Consider the following 11,542-nt stretch of genomic DNA (forward strand, 5'->3'; position numbering starts at 1 on the left):
CCCTGGCCGCCCGCGAGGCCGAATACAAGGACCGCTTCGCCAACCCGTTCGTGGCAGCCTCCAGAGGCTATGTCGACGACGTCATCATGCCCCACGGCACCCGCAAGCGCATCGTCCGCGCCCTCCACTCCCTGAAGGGCAAGGTGCTCACCAACCCCGCAAAGAAGCACGACAACATCCCGCTTTAGCGCCGCGCCAGATGCTCCCCCCTACGGGGGAGCTATCGCGAAGCGACCGAGGGGGAAGCGGCTCCCGCCATTCCTAGTCCTTAAAATCCCCGCGAAAGCGGGGACCCAGGCTTTTTCTGAAACCTCCGGCGCTCGACGATAAAACACCTGGGTCCCCGCTTTCGCGGGGATTTTACGGGAGGGGTGTTCGAGCTCAGCAGTAACTTCCCCCTCCGACCCCAGAGGGGGAGGGGTTACGTCCTCCGATAACATTGATCTGCATCGTCGCTTCGTGGTTGTGTAACCCCTCGATACTTCGGGGGAGGGGAACCATGAAGACGATCCATTGGGCGCGCGGGATGGCCGTGCTCTGCCTGGCCGCCGCGCTGGGGCTCGGCGCTGCGCACGCCCAGGCGCCGGCCCAGGCCCCGCCTCTGCAGGACGGGACGGTGACCTTCTCCACGCCCGCGAGGACTCCGGTCCCGGCGCCCGACACCGGAGTCCTCGCGGGCGGCGCTCAGGATCGCGCCGAGGCGGCCGACCTGTCGGCGCTGGAATACGAGACCATCTTCCGCATCCTGTTCGGCGTGCTGGCCATCGCCGTGGTGCTGGAGTCGGCGCTCGCGGTGCTGTTCGGCTGGCGGGTCTTCCAGAACCATTTCAGCAGCCGGGGCCTGCGCACGCCGGTCGCGGTGATCGTCGGCTGGCTCGTGGCGCACGGTCTGAAGTTCGACGTCGTCGCCTCGCTGTACCAAGCCCTCTACGGCGGGCAGGGCGAGGTCTCGCCGCTCGGCGGCCTGGGCGTGTTCATCACCGGTCTCGTTCTGGCCGGCGGCAGCGCCGGAGTGAACAACATCCTCAGGGCCCTGGGCTTCCGGCGCATCGGCCCGGCCGAGGGCGCCGCGCCGCGTCCGGCCGCCACCGAGGCCTGGTTCAGCGTCACCCTGCAGCGCAAGGACGCCGCCGGCCCCGTTCAGGTGCTGCTGCTGACCGACGCAGGCCCCGCCGTGCTGGTCGGCATGATCAGCGGCAAGACGGCCCCGCCGCCCTGGGCGAGCGACTTCGTCTCCAACGACATGCGTTTCCCGCCGGTGGCCGGCCACGTGCTGACGCCCGGAACCACCTACACCCTGCGGTTGGCGGGAACCGACAAGGCCGGCGCCCCGGTCCAGAAGGACTGGGGGCCGTTCACCCCTGGCGCCGGGGCGATCATCGACGTGTCGCTGACGCTCTGAGCGTCAGATCCGCAGGCGCGCCTCGGCCAGGTCGAGTTCGCGCGTCAGCTTGGACTGGATCGCGCCGTCCACGGCCCTCTGGCGCAGCAGCGTGTGCAGGGCCTGGCGTTCGGCCTGCACGGCGACCAGGCGAACCTCCTTCTCGAAGCCCCGACCGCGACGGGCGGCCAGCGCCACCTCGCCGGTCTGGGTCAGGCCGTCCAGGCGGTCGCGATAGATGTCGACCACCCGGGCCGAGGCGGTCTGGAAGTCGGCGTCGGCAGCGTGCGGCGATGACGACTGCATGTGCTCGATCGCCTGCACGGCGGCGATCGCCAGGGTCGCCCTGGCCCGTTCGGCGTCCTCCAGGCCGGCCGTCTCGGGCGGCAGTTGCAGGTTCTTCATCAGCAGCGGCAGGGCGACGCTGGAAATCAGCAGCGACAGCACGATCACGCCGGCCGCCAGGAAGATGGCGAGATCCCGGGCCGGGAACGCCTCGCCCGCGGCCGTGACCAGCGGCAGGGTCAGCACGCCGGCCAGGGTGATGGCGCCGCGCGCGCCCGCGCAGGCCGTGGCGGTGATGATCTTCCAGTCCGGGCTGGCGCGGTCCTCGCCCCGGCGGCGGGCCCGCAGCAGGGTCAGCTTCAGCGAGCCCCACACCCAGGCGAAGCGCAGCACGCCCAGGCTCAGGGTTATGACCACGACATAGATCGCCAGCCACCAGGGCTCGTGGTGGCCGGTGGTGCGGACAGTCTCGACGGCCCCGGCCAGGATCGACGGCAGTTGTTCGCCCAGCAGTACGAAGATCACGCCGTTGGCGGTGAACTGCAGGGTGTCCCAAACCATGTTGCGGCGCACCCGGGTGGCGGCCACGGTCTGGCGGGCCACTTCCGAGAAGCTCATGGCCACGCCGGCGGCGACGGCGGCCAGGATGCCCGAGGCGTGCACCTTTTCCGCCAGCAGGTAGGCGGCGAAGGGGATCAGCAGGCTGACCAGGGTCTGGGGCCCGGCGTCCTCGGCGCCGGCGCGGGTCAGCCAGGCGTTGAGGGTGGTGACGACCAGGGTGGTGACCACGCCGATGGCGATCCCCGCCAGGGCGACCCAGGCGAAGTTCAGCACCGCCTCGTGCAGCACGAAGCTGCCAGTCAGGGCCGCGGCGATGGCGAAGCGCAGGCAGACCAGGCCCGAGGCGTCGTTCAGCAGCGACTCGCCCTCGAGGATGTGCATCAGGCGCTTGGGGATCGGCACCCGCTGGGCGATGGCCGACACCGCGATCGGGTCGGTGGGCGAGATCACCGCGGCCAGGGCGAAGGCCACGGCCAGCGGCATGGACGGGATCATCCAGTGGATCAGGAAGCCGACCCCGACCACGGTCAGCACCACCAGCCCCAGCGCCAGCTCCAGGATGATCGGCAAGTCCTTGAAGAACTCGTCCTTGGGAATGCGCCAGCCGTCGAGGAACAGCAGCGGCGGCAGGAACAGCAGGAAGAAGAGGTGCGGGTCGAGCGAGACCGGCGTCTTGGTGACCATCGCGATCAGGGCGCCCAGGCCTATCTGCACCAGCGGCGCGGGGACGGCGAGGGGAAGGAACCGGGCGGCGGCGCCGCTCAATACGACGGCGGCCAGAAGGGCCAGGACGATCTCGACAGTCTGCACGCTCACCTCATCACCGTTTGGGTGGAGTTACCCTAGGGTGATGCGTCCGGGGATGCGACCCATAAAGCCCCCCGCTCGCGGACCGGCCGGAGCGGGGGCAGGGTGCGCCATGCAGAGGTCAGGCGTCGACCGCCTCGCGCGCCGAGGCCGAGGCGCCCAGGCCGGCGTTGATCGCGGCGGCGTAGTCGGCCGGCGTCGGGCCGCCGGAGGGCTCGGTCGAGAAGATCCCGCTGCTGTTCCAAAGGAAACCGCCGGTGATCCCCGAGCCGGCCAACTGCGAGAACATCTGCTGGATGTAGGACGGATCGCCGCCCTGCGCGCCCTCGACCGCATAGCCGGGCACGATGAAGGCGTAGGGATTGGTGACGCCGGTGTTGGGCGTCTGCTGCACGGCCTGGGCCCACTGGGTCGGGTCGTTGCCGGCGCCGCCGGCGTAGCACTGCAGGTTCATCCACTTGACGATCTGCTGGCTGTTGTTCTGGGCGTAGACGTCGGCCAGGCAGCCGGTCCAGAAGCTCGACTGCATGTAGGGGCAGTAGGTGGCGTAGAGGCCCAGCGAGCCGACGTCGAGCGTCAAGGTGACGATCATCTTCTGGGTTTCGTCGCCATAGACACCCTCGTAGTCGAAATCGACGCCGGTGATCCCGAAGGTCGACTGCAGGACGGCGAGGTTCGTCTTGACCTGGTCGCGCGCGCCCAGCCAGGCGGTGAAGTCGCTGGTGGTGCCCCAGGCGCCGACCGAGACGATCAGGTCGCGCACGCTGCCGCCGCTCATTAGTTGCTTCACCAGCGCCGGATAGTCCGGATTGACGCCGCTGGAGCCGTCGGTGGCGTACTTGATCTGGCCTTTGCTGACGAACAGCGTGTCGTTCAGATAAAGGTCGCCGCCGTCATGGATGTGGATCGACCACAGGATCACGGTGGTGATCCCCTGGTTCAGCTGCTGCGCCTGCGTCGTGTAGGGCACGGGCGGGGTGGGATAGCCGTCCTGGAACAGGCCGTTGCCGTAGATGGCGATGGGATAGGCCGACATGACGTTTGCCTCCGGCTCGGGAATGAGCGGAGGGCACGCTATGGATGGATGCAATTTCAGGGTGTGATTTTCTTCACTCTCGCAAAAAGTTTATATGGCGCAGCTTGTCCTACAGGTCGAACCTCACGCCCTGGGCCAGGGGCAGGGCGCCGGAATAGTTCACCGTCGCGGTCTGGCGGCGCATGTATTGCTTCCAGGCGTCCGAGCCGCTCTCGCGCCCGCCGCCGGTCTCCTTCTCGCCGCCGAACGCCCCGCCGATTTCGGCCCCCGACGGGCCGATATTGACGTTGGCGATGCCGCAGTCGCTGCCCCAGGGCCCCATGAACGCCTCGGCCTCGCGCACGTCGTTGGTCATCACGCAGGACGACAGGCCTTGGGGCACGTCGTTCTGCATCGCCACCGCGTCGTCGAACTCGGCATAGGGCACGACATAGAGCAGCGGGGCGAAGGTCTCGCGGGCCATGCCGGCGGTCGGCGCGGGCAGGCGGGCCAGGGCGGGGCGGACATAGAACGCCTCGGGCGCCTCGGTCTCGTTCAGCCGCTCTCCGCCGGTGACCACCGCGCCGTCGGCCCGGGCCTGGTCCAGGGCGTGGACGAAGGCTTCGTGAGCCGCCCTGTCGACCAGCGGGCCCAGCAACACGCCGTCCTGGCGCGGGTCGCCGGCCGGCAGGCGCGCGAAGGCGGCCTCGACCGCATCGGCGACCTTGTCGACCAGGCTCTCGTGAACGATCAGCCGGCGCAAGCTGGTGCAGCGCTGGCCGGCCGTGCCGGCGGCCGAGAACACGATGGCGCGCAGGGCCAGCGACAGGTCGGCGGTGGGCGTGACGATCATGGCGTTGTTGCCGCCCAGCTCCAGGATCGAGCGGCCGAAACGTTCGGCGACGACGGGGGCCAGGGCCTTGCCCATCCGGGTCGAGCCGGTGGCGCTGACCAGCGGGATGCGTGGATCGCGGGCCAGGCGCTCGCCGGCGTCGCGGCCGCCCAGCACCACGCCCGACAGGCCGGCCGGCGCCTCGTCGCCGAAGCGGGCGAGCGCGCGGTCGAGCAGGGCCTGGGTGGCGAGCGCCGTCAGCGGCGTCTTCTCCGACGGCTTCCAGATCACCGGATCGCCGCAGACCAGAGCCAAGCACGCGTTCCACGCCCACACCGCGACTGGAAAGTTGAAGGCGCTGACGACGGCGACAGGCCCCAGCGGGTGCCAGGTCTCGCGCATGGCGTGGCCAGGGCGTTCCGAGGCGATGGTCAGGCCGTGCAGCTGGCGCGACAGGCCGACGGCGAAGTCGCAGATGTCGATCATCTCCTGCACCTCGCCGGCGCCCTCGGAGGCGATCTTTCCAGCCTCGAGCGTGACCAGGGCGGCGAGGTCGGCCTTGGCCGCGCGCAGTTCCTCGCCGAACAGGCGCACCAGTTCGCCCCGGCGCGGGGCCGGAACGCAGCGCCAGGCGCGGAAGGCGCGGGCGGCGCTGGCGACCTTGGCCTCGATGGCCTTGGCGTCGTCGAAGGCGACGTGGGCCAGCGTCGAGCCGTCGATCGGCGTGCGCACCGGCGTCCCGCCGTCGGCGGAAAGGCCGGTGACGCCCAGTCGGGCCAGGATCTCGCGGGCGTGGTCGGCGGGAGAGGGCAGGGGCTTGGACATACCGCCATGGACGCGCCGCCGGCGGCCGGGGTCAAGAGCCGCCGGGCGCCCGCTCGGGTTGACGCCGCGACAGGGCGCCTTCAAATGACTGGCTCCTGGAGGGGCGGGGAGCTCGACTCGCGAGATGGACGATCAGGTCGCCTTGCAACAGGGACTGCTGACGCGGGTGGAAAGCCTGCGCGCGCGCGTCGACCGCCGCCTGGCCGAGCTGGCCCCGGCGCCCGGCACCGCGCCCGATCGCCTGGTCGAGGCCGTGCGCTATTCGCTGCTGGCGCCGGGCAAGCGCTTCCGCCCGATGCTGACCCTGCTGGCCGCCGAGGCCTTCGGCGCCAATGACGGCGCGGCGCTCGACGCGGCCTGCGCCTTCGAGATGATCCACGCCGCCTCGCTGATCCTCGACGATCTGCCGGCCATGGACGACGCTGGCCTGCGTCGCGGCCTGCCGACCATTCACCGCGCCTTCGACGAGGCTACGGCCATCCTGGCGGGCGTTGGCCTCCTGAACCAGGCCTATGCCGTGATCGCCGCCGACAAGCGACTTTCGGGCGACCTGCGCGCCGAGATCAGCGGCCGCGCCGCGCAGGCCGTGGGCTTCATGGGGCTGGTCGCCGGCCAGGCCCGCGACCTGCTCGACCGCGACCAGTTGCGCGACATGAGCCAGATCGACCGCCTGAACCACGAGAAGACCGGCGTCCTGATCATCGCCGCCGCCCAGGTCGGGGCGCTGATCGGCGGCGCCGACGAGGCGGCCGTCGAGCAGGTGGGCGAGTTCGCCCGTCGGGTGGGGCTGGCCTTCCAGATCCGCGACGACATCCTCGACGCCGAAGGCTCGACCGAGGCCGCCGGCAAGGATGTCGGCAAGGACGCCGCCATGACCACGGCCGTCTCGCGCCTGGGCCTTTCCGGCGCTCGCGCGGCCATGGAAGAGCATCTGGCGGCGGCCGAAGCCGCCCTGGCCGCGGCCGGCGGCGGCGGACTGCTGGGCGCCTATGCCGGACGGCTGTTCGCCGGGCGCAAGGCGGCGGCGTGAAGCCAGAGCCTGTTCTGACGGCCCCCATTCTCGTGGCTGAAGGCGTGGTGCGATCCTATGGCGACCGCCGCGTGCTCAAGGGGGTCGACCTGTCGCTCCGTCCGGGCGAGATCTACGCCCTGCTGGGCCACAACGGCGCGGGCAAGACAACGCTGGTGAGGGCCATCTGCGGCCGGCTGCGGCCCGACGCCGGAACCGTGCTGCTGAACGGCGCCGATCCCGCCCGCGTCCCCGCCGCCCGGGCAGGGCTCGGCCTCGTGCCGCAGGAGATCGCCCTCTACGCCAACCTGTCGGTGCGCGAGAACATCGAGACTTTCGCAACCCTGGCCGGCGTGCCGCGCGCCAAGGCGGGCGCCGCCGTGCGCCGGGCGATGGAGCTGACCCGCACGCTTGATCGTGCCGATGCGCCGGTCCGCACCCTGTCGGGCGGCTTCCAGCGTCGCGCCAACATCGCCGCCGCCATCGTCCACCAGCCGACCCTGCTGATTCTCGACGAGCCCACCGTCGGCGTCGACATCGACGCCCGCGAGGCCGTCGACGCGGTGATCCGCGACCTGCGCGGCCTGGGCGTGGCGGTGCTGATCGTCACCCACGACCTCGACCAGGCCGGGGCCCTGGCCGACCGCGTCGGCTTCCTGCGCGACGGCTCGATGGTGCTGGAAGGCGAGCCCCGCGCCCTGGTGGCCGAGGCCTTCGGCGACCAGATGGAGATCCTGGTCCATCTCGCGGAGGGCCTCGACATGGCCGGCGAGATCCACCTGGCCGCCGAGGGGCTGGAGCCTACGCGCCGCCCCGGCGTCTGGGCCCGGCTGGACAGCGGCGGCTACGGCGCGGCGGGACGGCTGGATGCGCGCCTGCGCCAGCTGGGCCTGGCCCCGCGTGAGATCCGCGTGCGCCAGCCGTCGCTGGCCAATTTGTTCAGCCTGGTCGCCGAGCGGAAGGCCGCATGAGCGGGCGGCTGGCCATGTCCCTGGCGATGATGCGGGTGATGGCGCTGGAGCTGTGGCGCGACCGCGCGGCCCTGGTCATGACCTTCCTGCTGCCGCCGCTGGTGTTCCTGATCTTCTCGTCGGTGTTCGCCGGCACCTCGGGCGACAACCTTCAGCCCAAGCTGGCGGTCGCCGACCTTGCCAGGACCGACGCCTCGCGCCGGGTCGCCGCCGCGCTGCTGAAGAGCCCGGAACTGCGGGCCGAGACCGCCCCCGACGCGGCGACGGTGCGCTCGCGCGTCAAGTCGGGCCAGGTCGACGCGGGCCTGGTGATCCGCGCCGATCCCGCCCAGCCTGGCAAACCGTTCCTGATCGTCGCCGACCCCTCCCGCGCCGTCGCCGCGCCGCTGGCCCAGGCCCGCACCCAGCAGGCCCTGGCCGCCGCCGCGCCCGACGCGGCCCTGCGCCGGTCGGTCGACGCCGTCGCGCCGGCCCTGGGCGAGCTGACGCCCGTGCAGTCGGCCCGCATCGAGGCCGCGGCGGAGCAGCTGCGGGAGAAGCCGCAGGCCGTGAAGGACGACCTCTTCGACCGCGAGGAGATCGCCGGGGCCCGCAAGGGCGGGGCGGTGATCGCCTATTACGCGGGCGCGGTGATGATCCTGTTTGCTTTGTTCTCGGCCATGCAGGGCGCGCTGTCTCTGATGGAGGAGCGCCGCGCCGGGGTCGCCGACCGCCTGCTGGCGGGCGTGGCCGGCATGGGGCCGGTGGTCACGGGCAAGTTCCTGTTCCTGACCGCCCAGGCCTTCGTCCAGGCGGTAATGATCTTCGTCGTCGCGCAAGGCGTCTACGGCGTCGAGGCCTTGCAGCACTTCGTCCTGTGGCTGCCCACGACGGTCGCGGCCGGCGTCTGCTCTGCGGGGCTGGCGCTAGGCCTCGTCTCGCTGTGCCGCACGCGCGACCAGGCCCAGATGCTGTCGACCTTCGTGATCCTGGTGCTGGCGGCGATCGGCGGCAGCATGGCGCCCCGCTTCCTGATGCCGGCCTGGCTTCAGAGCCTCGGCTGGTTCACGCCCCACGCCTGGGTGATCGACGCCTATCAGGCCGTGCTCTGGCGCGACGCCGGGATCGCGGCCGTGTATAAGGCCTGGATCGTGCTGGCCGCCGTAGGCGCGGCGGGCCTGCTCGTGGCCCAGGTCCTGTCGCGCGATCCGCAGCGCTAGGACTTTGCGCTAGAACAAGGACGGGAGCCGAGGGCCTGTTGCAGTCAGGTCGCCGGCTCTGGAGTTAGAGAAGCGATGGTCACCTTCGGTCTCAAGGTCGCGCTGTTCCTGGCGGCCTTCGCCTTCATGGAAGGCTTCGCCTGGTTCACCCACAAGTACGTCATGCACGGCTTCGGCTGGGTCTGGCACCGCTCGCACCACGAGCCGCGCCACGGCGCCTTCGAGCTGAACGACCTGTTCGCGGTGGTCTTCGCCGCCCCGGCCATCGTCGCCATCTGGTTCGGAACCAACGGCGGCTTGCCGTGGCTGCTGCCCGTAGGTCTGGGGATCACCGCCTATGGCGCGATCTATTTCATCTTTCACGACGGCATGGTGCACCAGCGCTTCAAGGTGCCGCTGGGCAAGTCGGCCTACTGGAAGCGCCTGATCCAGGCCCACCGGATCCACCACGCCGTGCACACCAAGGAGGGGGCGGTGTCGTTCGGCTTCCTGCTGGCCCGGCCGATCCGCGAGCTGAAGGCCAAGCTGAAGGCGCGGGGCGTCCAGGCCTGATGCCGCCGCTGCTTGTCGAGGTTCTGTGGAAGGGGCTGCTGGGCGGTCTCGTCACCGCCCTGATCGTGCTGGCTTCCAAGAAGGGAAACGTGTTGCCCGGCATCCTGCCGCTGGCCCCGACCTTCGCGATCATCGCCTTGCTGGCCGTCGGCTCCAAGGGCGAGGCCGGCGGCTTTCGCACCGCGTGCCTGGCCGGCGCCAAGACCATTCCGGCCTATCTCGTCTTCCTGGGCGTCTCGTGGCTGCTGGTCGACCGCGTCGACTATCGCCTGGCCATTCTCGGCGGCCTGGCCGCCTGGCTGGTCGCGGCGCTGGCGATCTTCCTGGCGCCGAAGTTCCTGTGAGCAGAGCGGAGAGAGACCGCTCAAGAACAGTCGTCATTCCGGATAAGCGCTGCGCTACGGCCGGGATGACGCGGATAAGAAAAGGGCGGCGAGCAAGCCCGCCGCCCTTCGGTCTTCACGACATCGGGGCGCCTTACTCGGCGCCGCCGGCCTTGCGGTAGTCGAGCGGGGGCTTCCGGTCGCCGACCATGGCCTTATACTGGAAGCCGTCGCCACGGCGGGCGTTCAGCTCGGTCTTGGCGTCGGCGATCAGCTTGGGGTTCATGAACAGCTCGGCGCCGGTGATCGACAGGGTCTTGGCCGCCACGGCCGCCCCTTTCAGGCCGATCGTCGAGCCCGCCGCCGCCACGTTCTGCCAGCTGTGGCCGGCCGAGCCCGGGACGAAGGTCGCGGTCGACAGGCCCACGGTCGGCGTCACCCACGAGATGTCCGACACGTCGGTCGAGCCGCCGACGCCTCCCTTGGTGTCGGCCGGGGCGTAGGACTGGACCTTGCCCACCGAGGCCAGATCGCCGCCGCCGCCGTTCAGGCTCTTGGCCAGGGTCTTGGCGAACTCGGTCTCTTCCGGCGTCCAGGTGATGCCGCCCACGCTGGTCAGGCTGTCATGCATCACCTTGCCCAGCACGTCGTTGGGCAGCAGGTTGTAGACGCCGCCGGTCTGCTCGAACTCGACCGTGGTCTCGGTGGCCATGGCCGCGCCGTCGGCCGCCTTCTTGATGCGGTCCATGACGCTGACCACGATCTTCGGGTCGCTATTGCGGACGTAGTAGTAGACCTCGGCGAAGTCGGGCACGACGTTCGGGGCCTTGCCGCCGTTGGTGATCACGTAGTGGATGCGGGTGCCGTCGGGGATGTGCTCGCGCATGAAGTTGGCGGCGGTGTCCAGCACTTCCACGCCGTCCAGCGCCGAGCGGCCGGCCCACGGGGCGCCCGAGGCGTGCGAGGACTTGCCGCGGAAGCGGAACTTGCCGCTGATGTTGGCCATAGAGGTGCCCTGGCGGGCCGAGTTCTCGTTGCCCGGGTGCCAGTGCAGCGTCACGTCGACGTCGTTGAACAGGCCTTCGCGCACCATGTAGACCTTGCCCGAGCCGCCTTCTTCGGCCGGGGTGCCGTAGACGCGGATCTCGCCCTGCACCTTGTTCTGGATCATCCACTCCTTGAGGGCGACCGCGCCGGCCACAGAGGCCGCGCCGAACAGGTTGTGGCCGCAGCCGTGGCCGTTGTCGGTTTCGGGGCGTGGGGTCTTGGTCGGGGCGGCGGCCTGCGACAGGCCCGGCAGGGCGTCGAACTCGGCCAGGATGGCGATCACCGGACCCTTGCCCTGCTTGAAGCTGGCGACGAAGGCGGTCGGCTCGTCGGCGACGCCCGCGTTCACCGTGAAGCCGGCGGTCTTCAACTGCTCCTGCAGCACGTTCGAGCTCTTGGTCTCCAGATAGCCCAGCTCGGCGTAATCCCAGATCTTCAGGGCCGCTTCGTTCATCTGCGGGGTGTAGGCGTCGACGTTCGCCTTCAGCTGGGTCTTCTGCGCGGCGTTCAGCGGCGCGGCGATGGCGCTGCCGGCCATCAGCATGGAAACGCCAACCAGCCCGGCGGCGGCGGTCTTGAGGATCGAAGTCACGAAAAGCCTCCCTGCGAACGGCGCGAACGGCGCCGCTGTCCTATTCATGACGCAGGGCGGATGCGGTTCCTCAACCGGGGACCACAATTCCCTTGTATCTAGATCGCGGCGCCGGAGCGTGATGGCTTGGTGCTGTGAAGGGG

11 protein-coding genes are annotated in these 11,542 nt (G+C 70.3%); 7 read left to right on the top strand and 4 right to left on the bottom strand.

Going from position 1 to position 11,542, the window contains the following annotated elements:
- Together ACODR1_RS24470 and ACODR1_RS24475 are read left to right on the top strand one after the other, a co-directional pair.
- The coding region (locus ACODR1_RS24470; RefSeq protein ID WP_304529448.1) for a carboxyl transferase domain-containing protein at window positions 1-188 on the top strand (188 nt) is incomplete at its 5' end.
- Between the two features lie 311 nt (window positions 189-499).
- Window positions 500-1,402, top strand: coding sequence for a hypothetical protein (locus tag ACODR1_RS24475; protein WP_488882768.1), 903 nt, complete (start codon window positions 500-502; stop codon window positions 1,400-1,402).
- A 3-nt stretch (window positions 1,403-1,405) separates the two neighbouring features.
- On the opposite strand, the gene ACODR1_RS24480 is transcribed toward ACODR1_RS24475, so the two are convergent.
- From ACODR1_RS24480 to amaB, 3 genes are all read right to left on the bottom strand, one after another.
- Window positions 1,406-3,037 carry a Na+/H+ antiporter gene (locus ACODR1_RS24480; RefSeq protein WP_488882769.1) on the bottom strand — a complete coding sequence of 544 codons (1,632 nt, stop codon included), beginning with the start codon at window positions 3,035-3,037 and terminating at the stop codon, window positions 1,406-1,408.
- Window positions 3,038-3,155: 118 nt separating this feature from the next.
- Entirely contained in the window at window positions 3,156-4,070 is a 915-nt protein-coding gene (locus ACODR1_RS24485) for a hypothetical protein (protein ID WP_488882770.1), read from the bottom strand.
- A gap of 109 nt (window positions 4,071-4,179) precedes the next feature.
- Window positions 4,180-5,706, bottom strand: coding sequence for an L-piperidine-6-carboxylate dehydrogenase (gene amaB / locus ACODR1_RS24490; protein WP_488882771.1), 1,527 nt, complete (start codon window positions 5,704-5,706; stop codon window positions 4,180-4,182).
- Window positions 5,707-5,830: 124 nt separating this feature from the next.
- Here amaB and ACODR1_RS24495 point away from each other — a divergent pair, with 124 nt between their 5' ends.
- The 5 genes from ACODR1_RS24495 to ACODR1_RS24515 all read left to right on the top strand — a co-directional run bounded on the left by ACODR1_RS24495 (window position 5,831) and on the right by ACODR1_RS24515 (window position 9,781).
- Window positions 5,831-6,736: a polyprenyl synthetase family protein gene (locus ACODR1_RS24495; protein ID WP_488882772.1), complete on the top strand. Its 906-nt coding sequence runs from the start codon at window positions 5,831-5,833 to the stop codon at window positions 6,734-6,736.
- Entirely contained in the window at window positions 6,733-7,686 is a 954-nt protein-coding gene (locus ACODR1_RS24500) for an ABC transporter ATP-binding protein (RefSeq protein WP_488882773.1), read from the top strand. The genes ACODR1_RS24495 and ACODR1_RS24500 overlap by 4 nt, the downstream gene beginning before the upstream one ends.
- The gene (locus tag ACODR1_RS24505) at window positions 7,683-8,885 is read left to right on the top strand and encodes an ABC transporter permease (RefSeq protein ID WP_488882774.1); all 1,203 of its coding nucleotides are present in this window, start codon (window positions 7,683-7,685) and stop codon (window positions 8,883-8,885) included. The genes ACODR1_RS24500 and ACODR1_RS24505 overlap by 4 nt, the downstream gene beginning before the upstream one ends.
- Before the next feature lie 75 nt (window positions 8,886-8,960).
- Window positions 8,961-9,437, top strand: a complete 477-nt coding sequence (locus ACODR1_RS24510; protein WP_488882775.1) for a sterol desaturase family protein — start codon at window positions 8,961-8,963, stop codon at window positions 9,435-9,437.
- Window positions 9,437-9,781: a GlpM family protein gene (locus ACODR1_RS24515; protein WP_116570146.1), complete on the top strand. Its 345-nt coding sequence runs from the start codon at window positions 9,437-9,439 to the stop codon at window positions 9,779-9,781. Before ACODR1_RS24510 ends, ACODR1_RS24515 begins: the two co-directional genes overlap by 1 nt.
- A 133-nt stretch (window positions 9,782-9,914) precedes the next feature.
- Here the strand turns inward: ACODR1_RS24515 and ACODR1_RS24520 are convergent, their stop codons facing one another.
- The gene (locus tag ACODR1_RS24520) at window positions 9,915-11,399 is read right to left on the bottom strand and encodes an amidohydrolase (protein WP_338065446.1); all 1,485 of its coding nucleotides are present in this window, start codon (window positions 11,397-11,399) and stop codon (window positions 9,915-9,917) included.
- Window positions 11,400-11,542 lie beyond the last annotated feature (143 nt).

The organism is Caulobacter sp. FG7 (genome assembly GCF_057808875.1).

Bases quoted from the DNA above. Each gene is read 5' to 3' on its own strand.
- ACODR1_RS24475 (WP_488882768.1), top strand. From the start codon at position 500: ATGAAGACGATCCATTGGGCGCGCGGGATGGCCGTGCTCTGCCTGGCC.
- ACODR1_RS24485 (WP_488882770.1), bottom strand. From the start codon at position 4,070: ATGTCGGCCTATCCCATCGCCATCTACGGCAACGGCCTGTTCCAGGAC.
- amaB (WP_488882771.1), bottom strand. From the start codon at position 5,706: ATGTCCAAGCCCCTGCCCTCTCCCGCCGACCACGCCCGCGAGATCCTG.
- ACODR1_RS24495 (WP_488882772.1), top strand. From the start codon at position 5,831: ATGGACGATCAGGTCGCCTTGCAACAGGGACTGCTGACGCGGGTGGAA.
- ACODR1_RS24505 (WP_488882774.1), top strand. From the start codon at position 7,683: ATGAGCGGGCGGCTGGCCATGTCCCTGGCGATGATGCGGGTGATGGCG.
- ACODR1_RS24510 (WP_488882775.1), top strand. From the start codon at position 8,961: ATGGTCACCTTCGGTCTCAAGGTCGCGCTGTTCCTGGCGGCCTTCGCC.
- ACODR1_RS24515 (WP_116570146.1), top strand. From the start codon at position 9,437: ATGCCGCCGCTGCTTGTCGAGGTTCTGTGGAAGGGGCTGCTGGGCGGT.